The sequence below is a fragment of the Janthinobacterium sp. SUN033 genome (assembly GCF_030397595.1).
Lineage (GTDB): Bacteria > Pseudomonadota > Gammaproteobacteria > Burkholderiales > Burkholderiaceae_D > Janthinobacterium > Janthinobacterium kumbetense.
Map to the genome: position 1 here is coordinate 1,658,094 of NZ_JAPQNV010000001.1, position 23,781 is coordinate 1,681,874.

36 protein-coding genes, 2 tRNA genes and 1 pseudogene are annotated in these 23,781 nt (G+C 57.7%); 19 read left to right on the plus strand and 20 right to left on the minus strand.

Annotated features, from left to right (window positions below; all coding sequences use genetic code 11):
• Positions 1–266: 266 nt before the first annotated feature.
• Together OX460_RS07495 and OX460_RS07500 are read left to right on the plus strand one after the other, a co-directional pair.
• A complete protein-coding gene (locus OX460_RS07495; protein ID WP_289898278.1) occupies positions 267–893 on the plus strand; it encodes a hypothetical protein in 627 nt (208 codons plus the stop codon).
• 174 nt (positions 894–1,067) lie between these two features.
• Positions 1,068–1,346, plus strand: a complete 279-nt coding sequence (locus tag OX460_RS07500) for a hypothetical protein (RefSeq protein ID WP_289898279.1) — start codon at positions 1,068–1,070, stop codon at positions 1,344–1,346.
• Between the two features lie 188 nt (positions 1,347–1,534).
• Here the strand turns inward: OX460_RS07500 and OX460_RS07505 are convergent.
• Positions 1,535–1,608: transfer RNA gene (locus OX460_RS07505), tRNA-Gly, on the minus strand.
• 408 nt (positions 1,609–2,016) lie between these two features.
• On the opposite strand from OX460_RS07505, the gene OX460_RS07510 reads away from it, so the two are divergent.
• Together OX460_RS07510 and OX460_RS07515 are read left to right on the plus strand one after the other, a co-directional pair.
• On the plus strand, positions 2,017–2,193 hold the full coding sequence (locus OX460_RS07510; protein ID WP_289898280.1) for a type II toxin-antitoxin system HicA family toxin: 177 nt from the start codon (positions 2,017–2,019) through the stop codon (positions 2,191–2,193).
• A gap of 92 nt (positions 2,194–2,285) precedes the next feature.
• A complete protein-coding gene (locus tag OX460_RS07515) occupies positions 2,286–2,702 on the plus strand; it encodes a type II toxin-antitoxin system HicB family antitoxin (RefSeq protein WP_289898281.1) in 417 nt (138 codons plus the stop codon).
• Between the two features lie 309 nt (positions 2,703–3,011).
• Here the strand turns inward: OX460_RS07515 and OX460_RS07520 are convergent, their stop codons facing one another.
• From OX460_RS07520 to OX460_RS07560, 9 genes are all read right to left on the minus strand, one after another.
• Positions 3,012–3,800, minus strand: a complete 789-nt coding sequence (locus tag OX460_RS07520) for an HNH endonuclease (RefSeq protein ID WP_289898282.1) — start codon at positions 3,798–3,800, stop codon at positions 3,012–3,014.
• Positions 3,801–3,812: 12 nt separating this feature from the next.
• Positions 3,813–4,355, minus strand: coding sequence for a hypothetical protein (locus tag OX460_RS07525; protein WP_289898283.1), 543 nt, complete (start codon positions 4,353–4,355; stop codon positions 3,813–3,815).
• Positions 4,356–4,432: 77 nt separating this feature from the next.
• Positions 4,433–4,858 (minus strand): hypothetical protein, encoded by a 426-nt coding sequence (locus tag OX460_RS07530; protein WP_289898284.1) that lies wholly within the window; start codon positions 4,856–4,858, stop codon positions 4,433–4,435.
• Positions 4,858–5,205 (minus strand): DUF1064 domain-containing protein, encoded by a 348-nt coding sequence (locus tag OX460_RS07535; RefSeq protein WP_289898285.1) that lies wholly within the window; start codon positions 5,203–5,205, stop codon positions 4,858–4,860. Before OX460_RS07535 ends, OX460_RS07530 begins: the two co-directional genes overlap by 1 nt.
• Complete coding sequence (locus OX460_RS07540) at positions 5,202–5,534, minus strand: hypothetical protein (RefSeq protein WP_289898286.1); 333 nt, start codon at positions 5,532–5,534, stop codon at positions 5,202–5,204. Before OX460_RS07540 ends, OX460_RS07535 begins: the two co-directional genes overlap by 4 nt.
• A gap of 36 nt (positions 5,535–5,570) precedes the next feature.
• A complete protein-coding gene (locus OX460_RS07545; RefSeq protein WP_289898287.1) occupies positions 5,571–6,464 on the minus strand; it encodes an ATP-binding protein in 894 nt (297 codons plus the stop codon).
• Positions 6,406–7,170, minus strand: a complete 765-nt coding sequence (locus OX460_RS07550; RefSeq protein ID WP_289898288.1) for a YdaU family protein — start codon at positions 7,168–7,170, stop codon at positions 6,406–6,408. The genes OX460_RS07545 and OX460_RS07550 overlap by 59 nt, the downstream gene beginning before the upstream one ends.
• A gap of 1 nt (position 7,171) precedes the next feature.
• Complete coding sequence (locus tag OX460_RS07555; RefSeq protein ID WP_289898289.1) at positions 7,172–8,701, minus strand: DNA methyltransferase; 1,530 nt, start codon at positions 8,699–8,701, stop codon at positions 7,172–7,174.
• Positions 8,698–9,168, minus strand: a complete 471-nt coding sequence (locus OX460_RS07560; protein ID WP_289898290.1) for a nuclease domain-containing protein — start codon at positions 9,166–9,168, stop codon at positions 8,698–8,700. Before OX460_RS07560 ends, OX460_RS07555 begins: the two co-directional genes overlap by 4 nt.
• Before the next feature lie 71 nt (positions 9,169–9,239).
• On the opposite strand from OX460_RS07560, the gene OX460_RS07565 reads away from it, so the two are divergent.
• On the plus strand, positions 9,240–9,860 hold the full coding sequence (locus OX460_RS07565) for a hypothetical protein (RefSeq protein WP_289898291.1): 621 nt from the start codon (positions 9,240–9,242) through the stop codon (positions 9,858–9,860).
• Positions 9,861–9,952: 92 nt separating this feature from the next.
• On the opposite strand, the gene OX460_RS07570 is transcribed toward OX460_RS07565, so the two are convergent.
• The gene (locus OX460_RS07570; RefSeq protein ID WP_289898292.1) at positions 9,953–10,945 is read right to left on the minus strand and encodes a phosphoadenosine phosphosulfate reductase family protein; all 993 of its coding nucleotides are present in this window, start codon (positions 10,943–10,945) and stop codon (positions 9,953–9,955) included.
• 68 nt (positions 10,946–11,013) lie between these two features.
• On the opposite strand from OX460_RS07570, the gene OX460_RS07575 reads away from it, so the two are divergent.
• On the plus strand, positions 11,014–11,661 hold the full coding sequence (locus OX460_RS07575) for a hypothetical protein (protein ID WP_289898293.1): 648 nt from the start codon (positions 11,014–11,016) through the stop codon (positions 11,659–11,661).
• 10 nt (positions 11,662–11,671) lie between these two features.
• Here OX460_RS07575 and OX460_RS07580 read toward each other — a convergent pair whose 3' ends face one another.
• Positions 11,672–12,097 carry a hypothetical protein gene (locus OX460_RS07580; protein WP_289898294.1) on the minus strand — a complete coding sequence of 142 codons (426 nt, stop codon included), beginning with the start codon at positions 12,095–12,097 and terminating at the stop codon, positions 11,672–11,674.
• Positions 12,098–12,132: 35 nt separating this feature from the next.
• On the opposite strand from OX460_RS07580, the gene OX460_RS07585 reads away from it, so the two are divergent.
• Entirely contained in the window at positions 12,133–12,708 is a 576-nt protein-coding gene (locus OX460_RS07585; protein ID WP_289898295.1) for a hypothetical protein, read from the plus strand.
• Between the two features lie 112 nt (positions 12,709–12,820).
• Here the strand turns inward: OX460_RS07585 and OX460_RS07590 are convergent, their stop codons facing one another.
• The 7 genes and pseudogenes from OX460_RS07590 to OX460_RS07620 form a co-directional block, all read right to left on the minus strand.
• Entirely contained in the window at positions 12,821–13,462 is a 642-nt protein-coding gene (locus OX460_RS07590; protein WP_289898296.1) for a hypothetical protein, read from the minus strand.
• An 88-nt stretch (positions 13,463–13,550) separates the two neighbouring features.
• Complete coding sequence (locus tag OX460_RS07595) at positions 13,551–13,955, minus strand: hypothetical protein (RefSeq protein ID WP_289898297.1); 405 nt, start codon at positions 13,953–13,955, stop codon at positions 13,551–13,553.
• Positions 13,952–14,749, minus strand: coding sequence for a KilA-N domain-containing protein (locus OX460_RS07600; RefSeq protein ID WP_289898298.1), 798 nt, complete (start codon positions 14,747–14,749; stop codon positions 13,952–13,954). Before OX460_RS07600 ends, OX460_RS07595 begins: the two co-directional genes overlap by 4 nt.
• Positions 14,750–14,776: 27 nt before the next feature.
• Positions 14,777–14,947 carry a hypothetical protein gene (locus OX460_RS07605; protein ID WP_289898299.1) on the minus strand — a complete coding sequence of 57 codons (171 nt, stop codon included), beginning with the start codon at positions 14,945–14,947 and terminating at the stop codon, positions 14,777–14,779.
• A 26-nt stretch (positions 14,948–14,973) separates the two neighbouring features.
• Positions 14,974–15,207: pseudogene (locus tag OX460_RS07610) on the minus strand (helix-turn-helix transcriptional regulator); the annotation flags it as partial.
• A gap of 76 nt (positions 15,208–15,283) precedes the next feature.
• Complete coding sequence (locus OX460_RS07615) at positions 15,284–15,499, minus strand: hypothetical protein (RefSeq protein WP_289898300.1); 216 nt, start codon at positions 15,497–15,499, stop codon at positions 15,284–15,286.
• Positions 15,500–15,516: 17 nt separating this feature from the next.
• On the minus strand, positions 15,517–15,804 hold the full coding sequence (locus OX460_RS07620; RefSeq protein WP_289898301.1) for a hypothetical protein: 288 nt from the start codon (positions 15,802–15,804) through the stop codon (positions 15,517–15,519).
• A gap of 115 nt (positions 15,805–15,919) precedes the next feature.
• Between OX460_RS07620 and OX460_RS07625 the strand changes: the two genes are divergently transcribed.
• On the plus strand, positions 15,920–16,186 hold the full coding sequence (locus OX460_RS07625; protein WP_289898302.1) for a hypothetical protein: 267 nt from the start codon (positions 15,920–15,922) through the stop codon (positions 16,184–16,186).
• A 39-nt stretch (positions 16,187–16,225) separates the two neighbouring features.
• On the opposite strand, the gene OX460_RS07630 is transcribed toward OX460_RS07625, so the two are convergent.
• Positions 16,226–16,579: a hypothetical protein gene (locus OX460_RS07630; protein WP_289898303.1), complete on the minus strand. Its 354-nt coding sequence runs from the start codon at positions 16,577–16,579 to the stop codon at positions 16,226–16,228.
• 79 nt (positions 16,580–16,658) lie between these two features.
• Here OX460_RS07630 and OX460_RS07635 point away from each other — a divergent pair, with 79 nt between their 5' ends.
• The 11 genes from OX460_RS07635 to OX460_RS07685 all read left to right on the plus strand — a co-directional run bounded on the left by OX460_RS07635 (position 16,659) and on the right by OX460_RS07685 (position 23,772).
• On the plus strand, positions 16,659–17,354 hold the full coding sequence (locus OX460_RS07635) for a LexA family transcriptional regulator (RefSeq protein ID WP_289898304.1): 696 nt from the start codon (positions 16,659–16,661) through the stop codon (positions 17,352–17,354).
• 119 nt (positions 17,355–17,473) lie between these two features.
• Positions 17,474–18,190: a hypothetical protein gene (locus OX460_RS07640; RefSeq protein ID WP_289898305.1), complete on the plus strand. Its 717-nt coding sequence runs from the start codon at positions 17,474–17,476 to the stop codon at positions 18,188–18,190.
• Positions 18,191–18,510: 320 nt separating this feature from the next.
• Positions 18,511–18,978 carry a hypothetical protein gene (locus OX460_RS07645; protein WP_289898306.1) on the plus strand — a complete coding sequence of 156 codons (468 nt, stop codon included), beginning with the start codon at positions 18,511–18,513 and terminating at the stop codon, positions 18,976–18,978.
• Between the two features lie 456 nt (positions 18,979–19,434).
• Positions 19,435–19,650: a hypothetical protein gene (locus tag OX460_RS07650; RefSeq protein ID WP_289898307.1), complete on the plus strand. Its 216-nt coding sequence runs from the start codon at positions 19,435–19,437 to the stop codon at positions 19,648–19,650.
• A gap of 1 nt (position 19,651) precedes the next feature.
• Entirely contained in the window at positions 19,652–19,918 is a 267-nt protein-coding gene (locus OX460_RS07655) for a hypothetical protein (protein WP_289898308.1), read from the plus strand.
• A 127-nt stretch (positions 19,919–20,045) separates the two neighbouring features.
• Positions 20,046–20,225 carry a hypothetical protein gene (locus OX460_RS07660; protein WP_289898309.1) on the plus strand — a complete coding sequence of 60 codons (180 nt, stop codon included), beginning with the start codon at positions 20,046–20,048 and terminating at the stop codon, positions 20,223–20,225.
• Positions 20,226–20,440: 215 nt separating this feature from the next.
• Positions 20,441–20,511: transfer RNA gene (locus OX460_RS07665), tRNA-OTHER, on the plus strand.
• A 23-nt stretch (positions 20,512–20,534) separates the two neighbouring features.
• Complete coding sequence (locus OX460_RS07670; protein WP_264372531.1) at positions 20,535–20,666, plus strand: hypothetical protein; 132 nt, start codon at positions 20,535–20,537, stop codon at positions 20,664–20,666.
• Entirely contained in the window at positions 20,663–20,908 is a 246-nt protein-coding gene (locus OX460_RS07675; RefSeq protein ID WP_289898310.1) for a hypothetical protein, read from the plus strand. Before OX460_RS07670 ends, OX460_RS07675 begins: the two co-directional genes overlap by 4 nt.
• Before the next feature lie 112 nt (positions 20,909–21,020).
• Complete coding sequence (locus OX460_RS07680) at positions 21,021–21,959, plus strand: RecT family recombinase (RefSeq protein ID WP_289898311.1); 939 nt, start codon at positions 21,021–21,023, stop codon at positions 21,957–21,959.
• 37 nt (positions 21,960–21,996) lie between these two features.
• Positions 21,997–23,772 carry a YqaJ viral recombinase family protein gene (locus tag OX460_RS07685; RefSeq protein ID WP_289898312.1) on the plus strand — a complete coding sequence of 592 codons (1,776 nt, stop codon included), beginning with the start codon at positions 21,997–21,999 and terminating at the stop codon, positions 23,770–23,772.
• The last annotated feature ends 9 nt before the right edge of the window (positions 23,773–23,781 follow it).

Here is a 23,781-nt window from a genome sequence, read left to right on the forward strand (position 1 = left end):
AAGTTGTGAGGTGGACTATAAAGAACTCTGTTGGCAATTGACGAATCCGGACAGCGTAGCGCTCTACGCGCCCCGCACAGATAAATAGATCCCCGCCCGCCCCTAGCAGGCGCCGTGGCGCATCGCGGCTGGAGTCCTCTGGATCATTGCTATGTCGGTGAGCTGCGCCCGCTTTATAAGCTCTGCCACTGGAGGCCGCTGGCAGGTCGCAATGCTAGGATCCACTACTGACCGCACACAATCATGCAGTAATACGGAGCCAACCTATGCAGGATGACAATCTGGAACTCGCGCTCAAACAGTCCGCTGCGATCTCATTTTCTTTGCAAGAAATACTTGGCGGCCAAGGAGAGCTTGACCGGCGGTCTTATCTGGCAATGGCATACCTAAACCTGGCGCTAGATCATCGTGAAGCCCTTCTACTGCTCGTGCAGGAAGGTGCATTCGCTAGCGCCACAGCCCTGCAGCGTTCGCTGCTTGAGGCAGCTGTAACAGGAGTGTGGATAGACTCATGCGCCACAGATAGGCAGGTGGAGCAAATATTTCAGCTAAAGTATTTCCCATTAAATTTCGACAAGATGGCCCAGAAACTTCGAGCCACACACCAGCTGGGGGAGTGGTTTGAGGTTTTCAGAAATCATTACAAAATATTCAATGACTACACTCACGGACACAACCGCCAAATATCGCGCTGGTTAAGCTCTGGTTCCGCAGGCCCCCACTACGATGTTGGCCAAATGATAGAAACCCTCCACCACTCGGATTTAGTTGGCCTCGTAGCAGCTGTGCAACGTGAAAAAATCCTTGATCGCCCGCTTGGGCAGCTTTTGGCATTGATCGAAACCGTATTAGACCGCTCGCGCAGTGCAAAAAATATGCCGCTAGCGCAGTGATGCGGACGGCGGCGAAACCCGGCGTGCCGGGCAAGGAGAACTGGAGCGGGCAGAAACTCACCAGTCGGGTGACCATTGGTGACATTTCAAATTGTCAATTTCGCTACAATGAGGCGCTCCCGATTGCCTCCCGGCCGTGGGCGCATACATCAACTACGAAAGCACGAAATGACAATGGCAAAAGTTTCAAGTATTACAGGTGATGACATTAGTGCATTCCTGCTGGACCGAGGGGCCACGGAGGAGTGCGCCACATGCGGTGAGAAGGAGTTGCAAATTGTCGGCGATCAGGTATCAACCGCGAGTCTCATTCTCGTACCAAATTCGAACCCCATGCCGGCCGATCCGGCTAGTTTTCCGCTAGCGGTTGTTGCCTGTCGAAATTGCGGCGTCATCCGCCTGCATTCGATTGGCGCCATCGCCACATGGAAAAAGGCGCTCGCCGCGGATTAGTTCCGCAACATAGCCCTCGAAAGAAATGCCAGCGAGTCCCGTGCTCTTCCTTGCGGCAACTTGCCCAGCCCCGTCAATCGGGGCTTTTTCTATTCCAACGGCGTTTTGCATGACAGGCCTTTCGGGTTGCGATTGTCCAGGGTTTCGGCCCGGTGCTTAAGTTCACATGGTCAAGCGTGCGATGAAGCTGGAGCGGGCGGCGGGAATCGAACCCGCGTAGAAAGCTTGGAAGGCTTCCGCTCTACCATTGAGCTACGCCCGCATTCTGGAAAACCCACCAGAGGAATCGTATTTGCATCGCCCTCACAATTGGATAAACAACCCAATTGAGGCCTTAATGAACAAATACGATTTTTTCTGGCTCTACGTACAGCGCGCAGCACAACTTTGCACGATTGCAATGGCGTTAACTAATTTATCACTTGCAGTTTTTGGTGCTGGGTGACAGCGTCCCAGCGTCGGTTTGGCGCGCGGCCTCACGGCGGCGCCCGACTGATTGATCTGCTTGGTTGCTGGATCGCTACTTCACGGCGCACCTCCTTTTCAGGCCTGCGGCGGCATGCTCGCGCGCGCATCCGGCCAATCAAAACATAAACAATTTTGTTGATATTCCTTGCAAATATAAGCAATTTTGCTTATACTCACTCCATCGAAACAACAAAGGGTTGCAGTGAAACAGAGTGAGTTTGTACGGTGGCTGAAGCAGAACGGAGCGACTTTCAAGGATGGCACGAATCACTTAAAGGTCTATCTAAACGGCAAACAGACCACCCTCCCGAGGCACCCAAGCAAGGAACTGAAAACAGGCCTTGTCGAAGGAGTTAAGAAACAGCTAAATCTAAAGTGAAGCAAGCCCCGAAAGGGGTTTGCGACACGATTCACAGCACCGCAGCAACCGTACTTAGACAACGCAGCAACCGTACCTAGACGAGGACGAAAATGAAATATTCAGCAACTTTTACACCAGATCCGAATGGCGGCTTTGTCGTCACGTTCCGCGATATCCCCGAAGCCATCGCCCAGGGCGACGACGAAGCCGAAGCGCTGGCCGAAGCCCGCTCTGCCCTTGCCACTGCGATGGACTTCTATTTTGAAGACCGTCGCGCCGCCCCTACGCCATCAGCCGCGTTGCCTGGCGAGCGCCTTATCAGCCTACCGGCCAGCGTCAGCGCCAAGGTGCTGCTGCTGAATGAAATGGCAGCGCAGGATATGCGCCCGGCCGAGCTGGCCCGGCGCCTGGGCGTGAAGCCTCAGGAGGTAACTCGGTTGCTCGACCTAGCGCATACAACCAAGATCGACGCCATCGAAGACGCGATGCATGCACTTGGCCGAGAACTTGAGGTTGTTGCTGCATAACGGTGCAAGCGGCACGCCTCGTGCTGCACGAATCCGGCGGCCGGAGGGCGACCTCTGCCGCCGGCTGCTCACACGCTAAAATCGAAAAAGCCACCTCAAGGGTGGCTTCATTTTTACTCCCACGACAATCTGCATGGTGAGCTACACAATTTTACCGCGAGCGAATCCATCGAAAGATGGGCGCCTCGCGAATTACTGCTATCGGTGTCGCAATGAAGCGACTATTACGAGTGCAGCAAGTTTGTGTGCGATAAGTTTACGCCTTCAAAATATGTATTGCAATCATTTTTAAATGAAAGCTTAAATAAATTAACGACGTTGCAATTTCATAGCGTTTTGAAGTGCCTTTACTTTCCAAAGCTTGTCCTCACCGGGACTGGGCTGCTCATCCATATGTAGCATTGCGTGACAATTTGGGCATACGGGCAAGAGATCATGAATTGGATTGACTTCATATTGCGCACCGCGCATTGCCAAGGGAATCAAATGATGTACGTGAATGTAGTTTTTTCCGATTTCACCATACACCTTTCCAAAATCAAATTCGCACACCCAGCACCTTGGCCCCCAATGGTCAATACATTTCTGCCTCGCCTCAGGATTTCGTTCGTATGCATTGACATTTATCGATTTTACCGCTCCCTCGATATAAATTTCAACATTGCCAATCTTTTCCTCAAGAACAACATCTTCCGCGCAAGCGATAATTGCTTCGTGCTCGTAAGCGTACAGATCCTCACCACTTCTCACCAAACGCGCCGACTTTAAGATCGGATCGAACTCACCAATAGCTGCGGGGCCAGTCCCATCTGATCGTTTATTCTTATCCGACTGAATCATTTTGAAGATTTTCAGCCTGTACCCCTCATTCTCAAGCAAACCGATATGCTCCGCCGATTGGTTGTAAGCACTCTGACGTTTCCCCGTTCGTTTGTTTATTTTCCATCGATCAGAAAAAATGAGTGTGCCATTGCCTTCAGTGTTCACATCCCAGGCCCCAAAGATAATCTCTCGTGCCGAATGATTTACAAATGACCAGCTCCATGTCCAGTTATTGCACGTGGCTCCATGTTGAGTTATAAACTGCTTTCGATTCATGCGGCAAGACCTTTAAGAATTTCGTAAGCGACTTGCCGCTCGCACATTGTGCGAGTTCACCAAGCCTTCTAATTCGCTTACCATATCATTAATTCGTTCGAGCTCAAACCCTCCGGCGCATTGCACCGCCCCCTTGCCGCTTCCCTTGCACGGCACGCAGAACTGCCGATTGCTTGTAACGCCCGTTCCATGGCAAGCAACGCATTTCCCATCGAGCCAGTGCGCAAGCGACGCATGCGCCACGCGACGATACAGTGCTTGGGCAGCTTGTTGGTCCCATGCAGTATTCGCCTTCACCCACCCACGTGAACGTCCTTTCTCAGCTACGGCCGCAGTCCAGATGCGCAGTAACTGCGCTAGGTTCGCCGAGCCACTTTCGAAGAGCTGGCGCGCCGCACCGTCCGCGTACTTAACGCGCGATAGCAGGGCCCCCAGACAAGAGCCCGACCGATCAGCCAGCGCCGCAGCCGCAAGCGCCTCCGTGAGGTGATGCCGCTCATCGTCTTTCAGGTTGGTCGAGTTGATCGATGCAACATACTTTTCTGCGAAGCCCATGAATTCCCTTTCATTCCGTACGTCAACGTTAACACCCTTTTTTGACCTGTGCCAGCCCTGCCACTCGCAGGCGCCACTCATACGCGCAGCACGCCGGTCCGGTTGAATTCGCGCACGGCTGCCAGGCCAGCACGCGCAATCTCGACATTCGAGGCGCCGCGCAGGAAGACCATTGTCTTTCCAACGCCCTCGCGCAGCACGCGCATTTCGTCGCCGTTGACGCCGAAGCTGCCCGTGCGCTGGGCCCGCGCCTGGATCTCGGCAATCGCTTCGACCATCGCCTGGGCCACAGGCAAAATTTCATGGCCATCTGGCGCAATGCGGCGCGTCATGTCGGCATTGCTCAGCAGGTCATAGACGTGCTGTTCTTGGAAATGGTCCTTGCCCATCGCCTCGCTGGCCTGGAAGCCTGGCATTTCGAAAGCCAAGTCTGCGCGCAGGCCCGCCGGCAGCACGGCTGGCTTCGGGACGTAGCGCTTGCGCGGCTTCTTGTTCGCGCCCATCAGAATTCTTCCACTTTCCAGCCGCCGCCCGCCTTCTTCGGCAGCGCCTGCACGGCAACAAAGCGCAGCGGATACATGTCGGCCGCGATCTTGATCTTCGCGCGCGCGTCGTCTTGCCAGTAGCCTTTCACTTCGTGCGCCTCCAGCGCACCGCCCGCCAGGAGAACGGCGAAATCCGGCGTGTAGAAAGTGTTGTCGGCCAGGCGGAATTTCAGGCCTTCGAACCGGTACCAGGCCACCTCCCCGGCCGCCTTGCGCTGCTCCAGCGTCTGCGCATACGCGGCCTCGGTCTTGTTCATGGCGCCGACCTTGAGGCGACCCAACGCCTGCAAGCCACGGGCCATCATCGCGCTTTCTCCAGGCAATGCGTGGCCGCCTTTACGATTGCGGCGCGCGCCGCGGCATCCTTGTCCGGATAGAGCCGGTACCACTCCAGGAAGCCGGCGGCATCGACGCCCGCCGACATCGGCATCAGCCGGATCTCGAACTGCGCGAGTAGCGGCCCGGCCGCCGCCCAGTCGCCCATCCAGTCCGGCACCATGGCTTGGCCTCTGCTTTGGGCAGCGCCCGCCGGTGGCGTGCCGACCAGGGCGCCGCCCACCTCGAGAATGCTGGTCCAGCCCAGCAGCTCTGCCAAGCGTTTGTTTGCTGCGATTTTGTTTTCTTGATTTTTCATTTAAAGCCTTTTAAGCCGTTTTTTCTGATGGGTACGTCACTTCGTAGCGGCCATGCCCCTTGGGCAGTGCGGCGGTGCCTCTGGCAAATCCTGAACAGCATTCGCACCCTGTACGCTCGGACGTTTCCCCCTGTGCGACTCCCAATCGAAGACCACCAGCCTGCCGCCGCCTTCGCGCAAGCGATCGAACGCCCGCTCGCCCAGGAACTGCTCCAGGCCGGCCGCGTCCAGGTTGCTGATGACGATGGTCGGGCGCGCCGCCTCGTAGCGGCCATTGATGATCTCGAACAGGATCAGCTTCTCGGTGTCGCTGCCGTGCTGCACGCCCACTTCGTCGAGGATCAGCAGATCTGGGTCAACCAGGTCGCGGATGGCCTGCGCCTCAGTGCGCCCTGCGCCTTTGGCATAGGTTTCCTTGACGGACCGTACCGCGCGCATCACCGAAGTGAAGACTGCCTGGCGGCCGTACGCCATGATGTGGTGCGCAATGCCCACGGCCAGGTGAGTTTTCCCGGTACCGACATCCCCAGCGAAGATCAGGCACGCGCCAGTGGCTCGTGCATCTTCGAAGTTCTCGGCGTACCGCATGGCCACGGCCAGCGCGCGCTCGGCGCCAGGGCAATCCGGCCGGTACGATTCGAGGCGGCGATCAGCAAAACGCTCGGGAATAGCGGCACGGCCGAGCTTTGCGCTCCATTCGCGCGCTTTCAGCTCCTGGCGCCAGGCGGCGCGCTGCTCGGCCTCGCGCGCTTGGTCCTCGACGTTCATGCAATCCGGGCAACCGGACCAGGCGCCGCGAATCAGCATGGCCGTGTACTCGCCGTGCATCGGGCACCGCTCGATCTGCGCACTGGCGTAGCGCTTCTTGCCTTCAAAAGGTGCCATCTGCCCCAACGCCCTTGTGGTAATCCTGCTTGCCAAAGTTTCCATGAATGACGCCTTTTTGTGTTTGCGTTACGCCGACTGCCCAGTCGGCCTTGTAGTGCTCGCCTGGCCCGAAGAACGTGGCAGGCTGTTTCGTGAATTGCGGCTCGGTGCGCGAGAGCAGCACGTAGTTCGCGTAACGCTGGACGCCGGCAAGGAGCGCTTCGGCCGGTACGCCCTCCTTCCGGCGGGCCGTCCAGCCCTTGTACGAATCCTTTTTGCTTGCACCGGGGCGCGGTGGGTACGCTTGCCAGGCTGTTTCGAATTCTTCGGGGTATGGCTCGGGAGGCGGAGCCGACGAAGGTTTTATGTTTACTGGTTTATGGTTAGTGGTTATTGGTTTATGGTTAGGTGGCGATTCGTTCACGCCGGGTGCACGGTTCGTGCGCCCTTCCTTACGCTTCGTTTCTCTTTCTATAGCGATTCGTTTGTTTGTCTCCGCTTTTGCGTGATACTCGGCAATCTCTTCTCGGATGCGACTTTGTATATAGACATCCCCCTCAAGCGTGAAGAATTTGCGCAAAACGAACTGAACTGCCTCAATTTCTGCTGCTGATGAAGCCCACGTCCACTCGATGGCCTCAGCCATGGTGGGGAACTGTTCACGGTCATAACACGCATCTATCAAGAGCGTGTACGAACCGTGCTGCAACATAGACAGACGTCCCGCTTTTTTGGCGTAGTCGCCCAGGTTGCGCTTGTAGTAATGCACGCTACACCTCCGCGAACAGGTCAAATTGCGACGTCGGCTCAAAGACGCCAGCGGCCGCGACAGAGTCGATCTCGCGTTGGATACGGGCCATGCAGAGCGGGAAGTACTCGGCGGACAGCTCGACGCCGATAAAGCGGAAGCCTTCGCGCATGGCGGCCTTGCCGGTACTGCCGCTGCCCATAAATGGATCCAGCACCATACCTCCGGGAGGCGTGACCAGGCGGCACAGGTAGGCCATCAGGTCGGTGGGCTTGACCGTGGGATGAAAGTTGCCGCCCAGCTTGCCGGCGGCGCCCGCGACTTCCAACTTTCGCAGCGTGGTGCCACTCCTGAACTGAGGACCAGGATCGACCAGCCCGGCGTTACGATCGGCGCGGCTAGCCTTGGCACAGTAGAAGAAGCGGGCTGCGCTGCCGGTGTCGCCGTGGAAAGCGTTGCTGGCCTGGCGGTTGATCTGGCCGAATACCGACTTGGTCATGTTGCTCGGCTCGGTGCCCATCACTGGCGCACTGGCACCCGCCTGCACCGGAAACAGCGCAACCACCTCGGCGCTGCCGTCATGGATAAGGTTGGCGGGCCAGCGGCCTTCTGCCGCGCCGCCGCGCACGCCCGGCGTAGCGGCGAAGTTCGTGCCGCCGGAGCTGGTATGGCGCTGATCCTGTGATGCCTCGCAGGTGCGCCCGCGACTCTCGCCAGTTGGTTCGACACGGCAAGCATCGATGTTGATTGCCCCGGTTCCATGTGCCAACACGTTGGCCGCCACGGTATGCCCCTTGGCCAGCGGCTTGCGCGCTACGCAGATCGGCTCGTGCGCTGGCTTAAGGGCGGTGCCCCAGCCATCCCACTGCGCAGCATCATCCGTGGCCGGCGCTGTCACCTGCGGCACATATTCGCGCCCGTTGTCTTTGGTCCAGCTGCCGGTCGCATACTGGTCGGCGCCGGGGATCATGCGCTTGACCGCGCGCCCTTCGCTCAGCACCGCGCGCTCGGCGCCGGCGGCCTTGTCTAGCGCTTTGCTGACGTTTTGCGATTTTGGAAAGCCGCTGCCGAATACCCACATGATCTGATCGCGGATTTCGAAGCCGGCGTCCTCGATGCCGGACGTCATCCGGTGATATGTGCGCGCCGACGAGAACGACAGCAAGTGCCCGCCAGGTTTGAGCACACGGAACGCCTCGCGCGCCCAGTCCTCGCTGAAGTCCTGGAATGCACGCATTGCGGCTGGTGCAAGGTCATATTTGCCGGCCTCGGCTGCGATCGACTTGTGGCCGCCATTCGGGCCGGCGTCAGGCGCATGCGAGGCGAACCCGCGCCGGCGCTCAGTGCGCGCCACGATGTCAGCGCCATCCCAGGCCTTACCCATGAAGGAAATGCCATAGGGTGGATCGGTTACGACGCTGTCGACGCTATTGTCCGGCAGCGTGCGCATCAGTGCAATGCAGTCTGCGCGGTACAGTGTGGCGTCACCAATGACAACGCATTCGGCCGCTTCGGCAACTGCGGCTTGTTCTTGAGCGTTAAATGCACTCATGGATTCTCCAAATTGGGTGTGGCAGTAGACACTGCATCGAGCAGGCCCATCGACCGTAAAATTTCGTGTGTGGTGCCGACGGCCGCGCGAAAGGCAGCCTCCAGGCCCGCCAGCGACAGATCCGCCGGGCGCGGGCGCCGGCCGTCGAGCACGTCATGGCAGGCGCTGCAGCCGAACGCGGCGGCGGTGTCTGGCGCTTTCAGGCCCATACCCTTCCCGTCGATTAAAAAGTTCGAATGGCAAAGGACGGTGGTGTCAGGGTCGAAGTTGCAGACAGCCAGGCGTAGCGTGCAGTCCTGGCCGCGCGCGGCGCGCCGGATTGGCGTCGAGCGCGGGCCTTTGGTCTTCAAGCCGGCCTTGCGCGTCTTCGTCGTGCGCTGGTGCGATTGCACGGAGAGCATGCCGGTGCTGGGCATCGGCGAGGTGCGCTTGAATGGCGTGCGCGCCAGGGGTTTGCCTGGCTTCATGGGTGAGCGCTTCATTTCCCACCGCCAATACTCGACGTGTTACGATTCCGCCAACTAAAATTGGAGGCGGAATGGCTTGGTACGATAAGTGGGCGATTATGGTCATCGTTGCAGCAATAGGCGTTGCTGGCTACAACTGCATCCCTTGGTGCAAAATGGACATCACAATATGGGCATACTGGGTTGCAGCTATCGGAACCACTGGGACGTTGCTCGGTACCCTGTGGATCGCAACGAGTGAGAATAGAAGAAGGCGAAATGAGGCTTCTGCTATCGCCCGCCTCACTGCGGCTGCCATGTATTTTCAGCAAATCCACAATGAAGGGAATGCCGCGTCCGCACTCCAATCGCTTCAATGTGCAAATAACCCGCAACAGTTGGAGATTATGGATATGTCCGTGCTTCAAGCGTTCATAAGCAACTCCATCCAATTGCTGAAAAAAATTGTCCAGTGGTCTCCAGCGGAACTCTTGAGGCTGGCCCCGCTTCCACATGATTGCGCTGCTCAACTCGCAGCAGCGCAAGGAAAAATCGGCTCCACAATTGCCTTGCTCGAAAATATCGGAAGCCACGGACACGACCATGTGGCTTTTTTCAAGCAACTTGATACAAATTGCATGGTGCTGAGGAATGCGGTTACGCAACTTCAGCATACAAGTCAGATTTTTGCGAGCGTGGTGGATCGCTCGTAGGGTTTGTCGTATTTCGCCAAGATTGCAATTAACCCGCTGGCCATTTGCCGTGGCGCGCTCGCCGCGCCCTTTCCTTCTGGTCATGTTCGTCGTCATTCGCATAATCCGTAAGCAGAGCTGCACGCCGTTGGTTCGTCCAACGCTGTGAGCAGCGAGAATTGTTTACCGCCGCGGCTGGTCTTCGACCACTCGACCACCGATTCGATGGTCGACGCCTGGCCCGCGTGCGCCTTGGTGCCCATGTGGAAGAAAGACACAGGCGAACGCGGCCGGCACACCTCGGATATCAGGGCTTCCCATTCGGCGATTCGGGCGATGTGCTCAGGGAACCGGCGCGACACCTCGTGCAACTCCCCTTTACTGCAGTTAATGCAAGGCATGCATCCGACGCGCGACATCCCTTGCTTGTAGAGTGGATTCGGCTCGATGCCGGCCAGCCGATGGGCCTCGAACACGTCACCGACGTTCCAACGCAAGATCGGGCGGTAAGTGAATAGCCCTCCACCTACCACCTCGAAGTGCTTGACGCACGCACCAGTGCCTTGCAGCCTCTCGCGGCGCGACTGGCTTTCATCGATCCGCACGCCTTGCCAAGACCAGACAGCATCGCATTCACGATCGATCAATTCCATGGCGAACTCCGTCAATGGCTTGGTCTTGAGATATTCCGTGCAAAACTGCCGTTTGCGCGAGGGGAAGCCGCCACGCACCATGCAAAGGTCCAGGTACGGGTTTCCAGTTGGGTGAAGTAGCTCAAGGGCGCGCTGGGCGGCCTCGGCCGTCCAGTGGTACATGAACTTGCGTTTTCCATATACGGCAGATTCGGGTTCTCCGGCCGCGATACGCGCCAGATTGGCGCGTTTGGTAGCGAACTCGTCAGCGAAGTCGGCTCGCACCACGTCGATCTTGATGCCCAAGGCCGCCGGCAAGTAGTCCAGCGCATATTCCAGCGTGCTCTCGTGTTCGTTGCCCGTATCGGCCATGACGAAACGGCATGCGGCCTCACCGTACTGTTCCAGCGCGAGAATAGCGGTAGCCGTGCTGTCCTTACCGCCCGAAAGTGAAATCAAGTGGATCAGGCTCATGATAAGATTGCCTTTTGACAATACATCGCAGCATGAGACATCTCGGCTAGATGTACACCGGAGAACAAATGGTTGCCCCTTGGAAGAAGGAACTCGCGCGATGGTACTTTGCGTTTCTTATTGTTATTCTCTTTACATTTATGATCGTTGCATTGTGCGCGGTACTTGAAGATCCGAAAAAAGGACTGGCCTCTGCCGAAGCCGCATCCTGGGTTCAAGCGATTGGCACAGTTACAGCGCTTTTCGCTGCGTACATTCTGGGTGAGCGACAGGCGCAGCATGCTCTCCGTACCGCGACGGCTATTCAGGACCGCGAGCATGATCGAAAAAAAGCTGCATTCCTCGCAATCTGTCTGGTAGCGCGGGACAATGCCGACGGCATTGGACGGATCTTTTATACACAGCCTTATGATGGTTTCCGTCGGCTTGCTGAGTATCAAGAGTCCGCCACGAATGACATTGTCAAGGCCCTTCGTGCAATTCCAGTGCACGATGTGGGAAGTGCAAGTGCCACTACTGCGCTGCTGAATCTGATTCAAGATTTGTCGATGCTGACCATCCTGATCGAAGCTTTTGACGGCGGTATCGTGAGCATGACGAATAGCCAAAATGCCGAAATAATTTTTCAAGATACTCGGAATGAAATCGGCAGAAAAGTGGAGAAAATTTCCCGGCATTACGAGACGCTCAAAGCCGAATTGGGTAAAAATGATTGAGTAACTCATCTCAATCCTCCATCGCGCGCTTGATGCCAGCAGCGTCGAGGCCAGCAGCCTTGCAGCCCAGGCGAGTAGCGTGGAAATAGGTCATTTCATTTGCGGCACGGCCAGCCGTGGCCAGGCCGGCGGCTACCAGGCGCTGCATAGCCTCGTGTTGCTGGCCGCTGCCGGCGGCAAAGTAATTGCGCCAGCCCCACTTGGATTTCGGATATTGCTTCACGGCGCCCAGCATGTGCTGCAGCTTGGCGAAGTCGCCAGGCATGATCGCGTCGCGGACGGCCGCCAGCGCGCAGGCGGCGCATTTGCCATGCTGAGCCAGCTGCTTGGCCGTGCTGGCGTTGCCGCAGGCGCAGGCTTTGCGGATCAACGAATAGGCGGGAGTGGCCTGGTTCGCCAGGTGATGGCGAGTAGTTCGGGCCGGGTTGGCAATCATGATAAGATTCCTTTTAAATAACTCACTACTCTCCGATGAAGCTCCCACCCAATATTTCTGGTATTGGCATTTATAGCCTTGTCCTTCTGGTAAGCGCAGGGCTCGCCGCAGATCTGAATAAGGCCGAATGGGCATACTGGGTGGCCGCGATCGGCACGACCGGCACACTGATCGGCACAATTTGGATTGCATCGGAGGGAGAGCGTCGAAGAAAGCGCGAACAACTCGATTTGGCGTGCATTACCGCTGCCAGCATGACAATTCAACTCAAAAGAACCTTGATGTCCATTCAAGATGTTTTGCTGATGTTTCAAGATGCTCGACAAAGCGTCGCCAATCCTCGATTTAACGAAATGGCGAGCATGCTCGATAACGGCTTGACTTGGTCGGCACTTGAGACTATTCCTCTTCTGTGCCTTCCAAACAACATTGCTATACGACTGTCCTTCGCCCGAACCCAAATTGATCTTTGTATCTCGCTGATCTCGAGAATAGGCAGCTACAACGCTGTCGTTGCGAGGCAGACTGAAAATGATCTGTTTGACACGCTTGCGAAAGTGCGCGATACGATTCAGGCCGTCCTGGCTGAGCGCCATTTTGCGTTCGAATAACTTCATTTCCCCCTGAAGGCTCATGCCACCCTCGCAATCTCACGCTCGTACGCGAAGTTGGCGAGGATCAGCCCACTGCAGAAGTCGGGAAGAGGGATGGGAACATCGCGCTTCATGCTAAGATTCCTTTCAAACAACTTTGAATGCTTTTATGAATAGGCGAGAATGGGCCAGCGTCATTGGCGCAACGATTTTGCTTGTGGCTCTTGCTTGGCTCGGAAGGATTAACGGCCTGAAAGCGTCGGATTGGGCCAGTTGGGTGCAGGCTGTCGGATCCATTGCTGCGATCATTGTTGCGTTCTGGATCGCGCAGGCCCAGCAAAGAAAAGCCGCCAGAAACGAAGATGATCGAAACATTCGCGATCAACTGCAAAAGGTTCAAACACTCTGGATGCTTGCAAGCTGGGCCGTGGGGGAGATGAAGCGCGCTGTTGGTCATGCCGAAACGGACGGTGCCCATGGAACTTCCACGTTCACACCAGGCCGACTTGATCATGAGCGGGAACTGCTGGAGAGGTTCGTGACCCCTGCGGATCCCCACTTGGCTGCAGTTGCTCTGCGGTTTATTCATGCCCTTTGGGAAACTCGACAGAATTTTGATTCCATGCGTCACGGCAATCTGTGTGATTATTTCTTGCAAATCACCGTTACTCATATTAATGAATGTGTAGATCAGCTTACGATGCTGACACATCGCAAAAGCGAATTGGAGGCCAAGTGCGCAGAGCGAGGGTTTGTTGAACGATAGTTTCATATCCCCCTCCCAATAGCAGTCTTTTGCGCGCCGTTATCGATGGTAAGTTCATTGCCCAGATCGATGGACAGGGCGAAGGTGTCGCGCCTCATGGGCGCACCTCCGCAGCTGGCCGGCGAACGACCACGACAGGCATTGCGCCCACCGTGCCACGAAAGTGTGGCGTGGCCACCTGGCCAGGCAGTTCTGGGTCCGCGCCCAGCAGCGCGGCGCGCGAGGCTTCTTTCAGTACGTAGCGAATGCCCACCAGGCGCACATTTCCCTGGATGAAGCGCGAGAAGATCATGCGCAGGCGGTGCTCCATGCCAGCCTCTTCAATATCGAAGCCGGCGCGCTCGCAGATTTGATAGAAGGTGCCGGGGCCGGCCAGCATCGCCTGCAGCAACGCGTACGAGCGGGAGCCTTGTTTCGGGAGCGTGATGCCAGAACGGCGGCGTTTCGTCTTATTTACGCCAAAAGTCGGGCGCGCGCGATCGTCAACTTGGCCAGTCACAATGCCACCTCCACCAGGACGGAATCGCGCCACTTCACTTGCTGGATGGGCGTGCCGCTGGAATGTGCCTTACCGGTATCCATCACATAGGCATGCTCCCGGCCCTTCTCCGTCGGCACCCAGTGGCCAGCGATGTTCTCTTGCAGGCCAGCCTGCACCAGCAGCTGGTTGAAGGCCTTGGCGCTCTTGACGAAGCGGCTGCCCAGTTCCGTAGGCGTGTAGTAAATCTCCTGGCTGGGCGTGGCCAGGTGCGTGCGATCCATCAGCTGCAGCATGTTGACGCCGGTCAGCGCGGCCGCGCCCTGGTTCGCGCTGATGGCCGCGGCGTTCTTGTCGAGGCCGATCAGGCGCGCAATGCCGAAGATGGCGCGGAATTCCTTGGCGGGCGAGATTGCGCTGGGCTTCGGCGCAGCGACTGGCGCTTGGGCGGTGGCCACCGCGTCGAAGGTGCGGATGACTTCCAGGTGGAACTTGGGACTGATCCACATTGCATATGCATAAACCAGCTCACGGCACATGTAGGTACCCTGCCCTTGCCCGCCACGAATAACCGATACCGGTTTCCCGGTATCGCCCGTCATTTCTCCCGCAATCGCCTCAGCCAGCTCGCGGGCTTGCTGGGTGTCCATCCAATATGCTGGGCCGTGGCGCTTCTCGCCGCCGGCAGCCTGATGCAAATCGTTCAGGCGAAAACGCCCTTCGCTGTCAGTCGCGATCAGCGTATTCGCTATCGTGATGCCTTTGTGTTGTACAATTTCGGTCATAAATTCTTTCGCGAATTTTTGTTGTTTCAAGGAAGCCCGCCTGCCAGCGGGCTTTTTTCATTTCTGGCCTTGCAGTTCCCGCAGCATTGATTCGTAGTGCTGGCGCGTCCGGACGTGGCCGGGATCGACTGGCAGAGCGCCGTCGATCGGCTCTTGCTGGGCGTGGTTGCCCTCCTCGGCCCGCGCCGCGCTGGCACCGGCCTCCGGCTGGAGTGTCGTCCAGGTCAAGCCGCCACCTCGGCGCGCGCAATGCGCTTGAGTTCGCGGATCGACACGTCGAACACCTCGTGCATGCGGATCAGCAGCGAGGCGCCGATTGGCAAGCGGCCGTGGCGAATCTTGGAAATCACTGGCGGCGCCACTTCCAGCGCCCGGGCCAGGGCGGCGTCGTTCTTTGGGCCTTTGGCGAGCAGCGTGTCGAGCAGCTCGTTGTTGCCAGCAGCGTTGTCCAGCGAGCGATACGGTGTAATTGCAGTTGTTTGCGTCATGTCATGTTCCATATTGATGGTGATTAAAGTGGCTGTTTCCGGCCATGCGATGCTGTAGCTGTCGGGTGCGGATTCGTTATGGCGGCTCACGCCGCGGCACTTCGTATTTCTTCGCCACCCTATCGGTGGCATCGCGCCATTTCTGGCGCGCTTCCTTGTGCGCAGCCTTCGCCGCGCTCTCGCCCTCCCCGTCCCTGGAGCTCTGCAGGTCTTTCTCGGCCTGTCGGTAAATCATCGAACGCTGGAAGACCAGCTCCTTTTCCTCGGCTGTCACCTCGGCTGGTTTATTCAATAGCTGCCTCCATGCCGTTAAACCCGCATCCGGACGACGCGCGGGACCAGGCCGAAGCTGGGGCGCTGCGCCTGGAGTGGGCCCAGCTTTTCCCGTGATTTGGGTCTAGTCCCGCTCGAAAACGGCGGCGTATCATTCCGTTTCGGCCTGGCATCCAGGTGATTGCGGATGATTACGATCGTGCATTCGTTCAGCACGTCACTGACGCTCTTGCGCATCGCAGTGCATGCGGCTTGCAGGTCAGTCTTGTTCTCGTCGGTGATGTAGCCCTTGACGAGCGCGGTACGTTTTTGCTTCTGTTTCATGGTTTTCTCCTGGTGGTCGGTGATACAGGGTTTGGGCACAGCGAAAAATGAGTAAGAGTTGCCAACGTGTTAAATTTCCACTTATGGATATCAATCAACAAGAAAGGTGACTCCTATGGAAAACGAAACCTACGAAGTCATGCTCGCGCTGGATGCGAACGCATCGGTGCCATGGCCTAAAGGTGTGCCAGCGCCGGCTGTAGGCGACAAAATCACTGGCTTAATCCACGGCCTGGCAGTCAAAGGGACGGTGGTCCAACGTGAATGGGGGGTCGACTTCGCTCCTGGAAAAGCGGTGATTGCCTCTGTGCTGACGATCACTGTGGAATCTCAATCAGTGGCGCGACCAAAACCGGCAAAAGTCCAGCCGCTGAAACTTTGACGGCATTCGAGCGCGGCGAGGAAATGGGGATCAGGCGGATCATGGCTTAGCACCCACCTCGATGCCGACGGTGGCCCGCAGCGGCACGGTGTCGAAGATGGCGTTGGTGGTGGGCGGCTGGCGGCCGGCGTGTCCTGGCGCTGCTACGGGGTCGGTGGCGCGGCGCGTATTTGCACGAGCAAGCGATGTATCCTCAGGTTTCGCAGTACGGCCTGCCTCAAGCGAAGCAAACACTTTGGGGCGCGCAAGCTGCAAGAACATCAACCGCGCTGGAGGTATTCCCTCCTTCCGCCACTCTGAAACAGATGGGTCTTTCACGCCACAAAGGCGCGCTGTTTTCGACGTCCCGCCCAGGGCGTCAATGATCTCATCGGGCGTAAATTCTTTAGTCATACCTTATTTTAGGCATTCCTAAATATATTTGCAAGACATATTTAGGCATAGCTTTTCATATAATTGTTAGGATTGCCTAATGAATTGGCACAAACGACTTACGCAGGCCCGAGAGGGCAAGGGAATCAAAAAATCAGCTTTTGCGAAGCTGGTAGGAGTCTCCGCGCCCACCGTCACAGATTGGGAAAACGGAGATACCAAGATGATCGAGGGCGCCAACTTGATAAAGGTTTGCGCGGCATTGGCGATTTCACCTGAATGGCTGCTCAATGGAATTGGCGAGCCAAACAGCGATATGCTCGCGATGTCGACGGAGGTCCCTAGCAACTTCGATCGAAACGCCACGCCGGCAGCGCTTGGAAGTCGGGCCATACCCATCATTTCGGCCATCCAGGCTGGGGCCATGAGGGAAATATCCATCCCATACCCCGTGGGTAGTGGATATGCCACCGTATTCGTAGATGACAGCTATTCGCAATGGGCATTTGGGCTCGAGATCGACGGTGATTCGATGCTCCCCGATTTCCGTCCGGGCGACATAGTTATCATTGAGCCAGAGTGGGAGCCCCGGCCGGGAGAGTGTGTGGCTGCCAAAAATGGCAAGGAAGAAGCAACCTTCAAAAAATATCGCCAACGCGGCACCGATGCAGCCGGCAACGACATTTTTGAACTGGTACCGCTGAATGAAGACTACCCCACCCTGCGAAGCGATGAGACGCCCCTGAAGATTATTGGCGTTATGGCGGAACACCGAAGAAAAACGCGCAGGCGATAATTAACAGCGACTGCTATCAGAAATGTTTCATGGAAGTTAATTTCATGTATTTCCAATTGGTAAGTTCGAAAATTACGCTGTGTAACGGCACGCTTTTGCCTGAGAATTAAGGTCGAGAAATGAAATTTTTCCATATGGTCGCAATGGCCACTTTTTCCATGTCCCTTACAGCCTGCGACAAAAAAGAGAATATTGAGGCAACAGGACAGGATCAAACCCTTGCGAAGTCAGCAGCTCGTGGAAATGTTCTAGCGTTTTCTATACCTGCCGTGTCGTCAAGCAATCTTTTTGAAAATGGAATTAGGGTTACCCAAGTAGATGCGATAGTTGATGGCGGCACAAAAAACGACTGGATAGCTACTGGCATCGCCATTGCCGAAAAAGCCATTGAAGTCGGCGCCAATTCGGCAAAAGTAACGATTTTGGGACCAGATCTGGGGAATGTACCAAGGAAATACCGCGAGTATGCTGTTGTGTACTATGGCCCCGACTTAAATAAGACAATATGGCCAGACGAGAAGTGGTCAATATTTTCCGCCGACCGACTAGTGACAAAATCCGAGATTAGCGCCGCAGCGGAGTTTGAAATGCTCAATGGAAAATACATTGCCCAGGGCATGGATGCTATTGGCGCCGACAAGAAAGCCGGACAAGAAGTAGCGAGGAAATACAGTCTAGCTGAAGATTGGTCACTCCCTCTGGGGAATCTAGGTGGAGATAAGATTGATCGCGCATCTGTAATTATTAATGCCGCGCCAACCTCAACAACCTCTATTGATATCCTTGATCGGTGCCTCAGAGGCTCAGGCAACATGCCTGAGCGGCGCTGCACTTAAGTATTTTCCCTTATCGTGGCGCGCTCGTCGCCACCAGTGCCACTCCAGTCACAACCCATCATCATCCTCGACCGCGCCACCGACACCCGCAGCCACGCCTTAGACATCAGCCCACCGTGTGCGAGCATTTCTTCGCCTGGCGTCGCAATGTTTCGTTAAATCCCTATTTGACAATTTTTCATATAATCGCCGGTTGATGGGATTAACTCCTCCTCCCTTCCTCCATTCACCAATGGTAATTTAGCGACTAGGTCAACGCTACATCTCTGGCTGCGTTAATGCATGCAAGCACGTCATTCCGTGCACACCGGAGACTCAAAATGAAAAACTTTTTAGCAATGCTCGCAGTAAGTGCCGCGTTCGTATCGCAGGCGTTTGCACAGACCCCGACGACAGCGCCTTCGGCTGCACCTAAGCCGTCGGCTGCGGCAATGGGAAATCCCGCTACGCCCGATGCAGCGCCAATGCTCAAGTGCAAAGATGGTTCGTCGCCTGTAGGCCAATCCGCTCACGGTTGCCGGGGCCACGGCGGTATGATGACCAATGCAGCATCTGCGAAGATGGCATCTGGCACAGCTTCCGCTGTGGCAGTTGCCAGCAAGCCAGCACCTGCTCAGATGGCCCCAGGTGGTGGGGCTGGCAAGGTTTGGGTTAACACCTCAAGCAAGGTCTATCATTGCGAAGGTGATAAGTACTATGGCAAGACAAAAAAAGGTGAATACATGGCAGAAGCGGATGCTAAAACCAAAGGTTTCCATGCGGAACATGGAAAGGCTTGCGGTAAATAGCCCAATGTAAGAACTTGCACTAACCGGATTATTGCTGGTTGACCCATTTCCTGTCCCATCCTCAGCCCGCCTCGCGCGGGCTTTTTTACGCCTGCTGCCACTCAACTCCTTCTCGACGCCTTGCTCGTATCGCTGGTTTCACCTTGGGTACTGCAAGGCGCTGCCGGTTCCATCTATCTGACTTGCGCAGCCTGGCGGGATTTGGTCCGGGCTTATGGTCATTTTTAGGCTACGAGGCAATTACACCTGAAATATTTAGGCATGCCGAAAATATATCTTGACACAATATTTAGGAATGCCTAAACTTCAATCCATCGAACAAGCAACCACCGGAGCAAACCATGTCCCATGCCGAACTAGCAGCACTTGAAGCAGCCCTGATCGCCGCCGGCGAACAGATCCCGGTCGTGCACGCTGCTGCTGCGCGTGCTTAACCACCTTGCACAGGAATACATCATGCACGTCGACACCAGCGCCAAAACCCGCAACTTCCGCAGCGCCGAAGGCTGCAGCGATTTTGTGCTCGAACGCGCCCTCGCCCGCTGGGTGGCGGCTCTTGAAATGGCACTGGGCTTCAAGCTCGATGCGTCAGCACTGGAACTCGCCGACGAACTGTTCGCCTCGGACTGGTCTGTCGAGGACGCGGCTGGTGAATTCTCGAAGGCGGCCTGAGATGAGCGCCCGCGACCACGACGCCGCCCAGCTGCAAGCTGAGCTGACACAACTACAGGCGCCTGCCCCGCGCTTCGACTTCGACGTGACGGTGCGCTTCGAAGACGGCACCTACCGCAACAAGGTCCGCGCCCGCAATAAAGGCGTCGCCCACGCCATGGCGCTGACCGATGCCCGCATGGGTTCGCCCTTCGGCACATTTTTCGGCAAAGAACTCGGCCATTTGGTCGAGCTGGCCAAACCAGATCAGCGGTCGCCCGCGCCGTAATTCAAGGCGGGACAGGCCGGCGGGCCGGATAAATGCCCTGTGGGATCAGCATGCCCCGATTGATCTTCGTGAGGATCAGGCGCCCGGGGAAGCCCGGCGCCACAACCAACCTTGAAGGAAATACAGCATGTCGAATTTCAAAGAAAACCAGAAAGTGAACGTCAAGGGCACCAAAACCGAGCCGGCAGCGCGCCCGGGGAAATTCGTGAAGACGCACCCCGGCGCCCGTGGTGACTTCCTGGAAGTGCTGCTTGACGGCTCGACGCAAAGCCAGCGCTTCCGCCCTTCGCAGGTGTCGGCAGCCTAATTTCACCCCGGCCAGTCGCCCTGGCCCGTTTCGCCGGCGTAACCGGCGGCCAACAAAGCAAGGGACGGGCGTGAACTTCGCCTCGATCATCGCGCTGCAAAAGCGACGGCCGGCCTTGAAGCAGCTGGGTTTGTGACCAGCCCCTTGCTTTGTTGGCGGCCCACAAGCCGCAGGAATCACACGCCCGATGGATTTTTCCGGGTCGTCAACATACCGCCCCGTAGTGGCTGTGGTGTCGGACAGTGCGGCCGGCATCAGCAGGGTTCGATTCCCTGCCGGGGCGCCAGATCATAACCAGAGGAGCAGGACATGAGCTACATCATCACCATCCGCACCGCCAGTACGGTGCACAGCTTCGCCGCCATCGGCAACTTGGGCGCGCTGATCGATGCCGCCTACGACGACGGTGCCCTGGGCGTCACGGCAATGGTGCGGCCATGATCGCCCTCTTCCACCGCCTGCTGGCCGCCCACCGCCATTACCAGGCGCAGCACCAGCACCGCATGAACAAGATGCGCCTGGCCGGCGTGCGGCGCGAGCTAGCCGGCCTCGAAGAAATGTGCAAGGAACTGATCACCGCGCAGATCGAAGCGCTGATCGACCTCGACGCATCCGCCGCGCGCGTGAAGCAGCTGGGCCGCGCCCACCGGGAGGCGCAGTGGACGTCGTCAGCCAAGCCGTGATGGACGTGGCCAGCCAGGCCCTGCGCAACTGGCATGCCGGCCACGCCATCGTCTACGCCGTCCGCCTGGCGCTGTTGAAGGCAGAAATCATAAAACTCACAAGGAAAAAGTCATGAACGCAGCAACCAAAGAGGGTCAAACGGCCCTGCAAACAGCGCAGTACGATCAGGCCGATTTGTCGGTGGCCAGCACCAGCAGCGCGTCCCTGATCCTCGACGTTGCAAGCATGGATAGCATCATTCGCCTGGCCGACATCATGGCCAAGGGCCGCTCAACCATCCCGGATCACCTAAAGGGAAGTTCGGCCGACTGCGCTGCTGTCGTCATGCAGGCCATGCAGTGGAAGATGAATCCGTTCGCAGTGGCGCAGAAGACGCACTTGGTGAACGGCACGCTCGGATACGAAGGGCAGCTGGTGAACGCTGCCATCCAGTCTAGCGGCGTCACCCGCGATCGGTTCAATTACGAGTGGTTCGGGACGTGGGAAAAAATCATTGGCAAAACGCGCGTCTGCGAGGCGGCTGCCAAGGGCAAGCCGGGTGATAAGGATTACAAAAAAGCTTATCAATACCGCGTGCCGGACTATCCCATGCAAGACGAAGAAGGCTGCGGCGTGCGCATCTGGGCGACGTTGCGCGGCGAAAGCGAGCCGCGCTATCTCGAGCTGCTGCTGGTCCAGGCCACTGTGCGCAACTCGCCGCTTTGGGCGACCGATCCACGCCAGCAATTGGCCTACCTCGCCGTGAAGCGCTGGAGCCGGTTGTACGCCCCGGACGTGATCCTGGGCGTCTATACGCCCGACGAGCTTGAGGAAACGAACCGCGAAATGCGCGATATCACGCCGGCCGCGCCGGCGGCAGATGACCGCACCATCGATCAGTTGCCGGAATGCACCGACGAGCTGTTCAAACAAAAAACGCCGGAATGGCGTCAGACCATCCTGAGCAAGAAGAAAACGCCGGCGCAGCTGATCGCAATGCTCAGCACCCGCGCAACCTTCACCGAGGCACAAAAACTGACCATCGACAGCTGGTCGCACGAAAACGAGTAATCGCCACACCCAACAATAAAACTATCTAGGACACATCATGCAACACGAAAACACGCTCACCCGCGAAATCCACAACCTGCTGCAGGGCAGCGACGACTGGCACGCCTTCCGCTTCGACCACCACGGCGCCAGCGAGGCAGCCGCGATGCTGGGCCTGTCGAAGAAGGTCACTCGCAGCGAACTGGTGCGCATGAAGGCCACCGGCCTGGCCAAGGAATTTAGCGACTGGGTGCAGGAAAACATCCTGGACTATGGCCACGAAGTCGAAGCGCTGGCGCGCCCGTTCGCCGAACGAATCATCGGCGACGAGCTCTATCCAGCCACCCTGTCGCTGGGCCGCGAAAGCGCCTCGTGCGACGGCCTGAACATGGCCGAGACCATCGGCTTCGAGCACAAGCAATGGAATGCAGAGCTGGCGGCATCAGTTCGCGCCGACGTGCTGCCGGAAGAGCACCAGCCACAGGTCCAGCAGCAGTTGCTGGTGACCGGCGCCGAGAAATGGCTCTTCATGACGTCCGATGGCACCGAGGAAAACATGGTCTGGATGTGGGTGTATCCGGACACCGCCTGGTTCGCGCGTATCGTCGCCGGCTGGGAGCAGTTCGATATCGACGTCGCAAACTACACGCAGGTGGACATTGCCGAGAAGCCGGCCGCTGAACCGATCGCCGCCCTGCCCGCTCTGGTCGTCCAGACCGAAGGCAAGGTCGTCAGCAGCAATTTGGTAGCGTACAAGGCCGCCGCCGAGAAGTTCATTGCCAAGATCAACACCAAGCTGGAAACCGACGAGGACTTCGCCAATGCCGAAAACACCGTCAAGTATTGCGGCGAGGCGGAAGACAAGCTGGAACTGGCCAAGGCCGCCGCCCTGGCGCAGACCGCGACCATTGACGAAGTGATGCGCACGGTCGACCACATCAAGGCACAGTTCCGCGCCAAGCGCCTGGAACTGGAAAAGCTGGTAAAAACCCGCAAGGAACAGATCAAGGAAACTATCCTGAACGAAGGCCGGCACGCCTTCACTGCGCATATCACCGCGCTCGAGGCCGAAATCACGCCGCTGCGCCTGCAGCAGCCCCAGCCGGATTTCGCAGGCGCCATGAAGAACAAACGCACCCTCGGCAGCCTGCGCGATGCCGTCAGTACCACGCTGGCCAATGCCAAGATTGCAGCCAACACGCAAGCCGCTGACTACCGCGCCAAGCAGGCCTGGTGCCGCGAGCACGCCGCGACCTACGGCTTTCTGTTCATGGACATGGCCAACATCATCGGCAAGCCCATGGAAGACTTCCAGCTCGTCATTACGAGCCGCATCACCGACCACAAGCGCGCCGAGGAAGCAAAGGCTGAAGCCGAGCGCGCCCGGATCCGCGAAGAGGAGCGCGTGAAGGCAGAAAAGGCAGCCGCCGAAACTATCCGCCTGGCCCAAGTCGAATCTGACCGCCTCGCGGCAGAGGCGGCGCAGGCCGAACGCGAGCGCGCGGCCGCCGATACGCAGCGCCAACTGGCAGAGCAAGCTTCGCAGATCGCAGGCGAGCGCGCCGCCGCACCCGCCGCGCAGGTTGCCGCGCCCGCGCCGGCCGCCCCTATCGGTCTCCGCCGCGCGCCGGCAGCCGCCGCACCGGCGCCGAGCCGCCCAGCGCCAGCACCTGACCTGCTCGACGCCGCTGCCGATGACCTCTACCCATCCGACAGCGACATCCTCGATGTGATGTTCGACCAGTTCGGCCTGACGGCGGCCGAGGCCATCGACCGCCTGGCCAAGTTCGACTTTGCTGCCGCGCGCGCCGGCCTGATCACCGAAGCCGCATAACCACCGCCC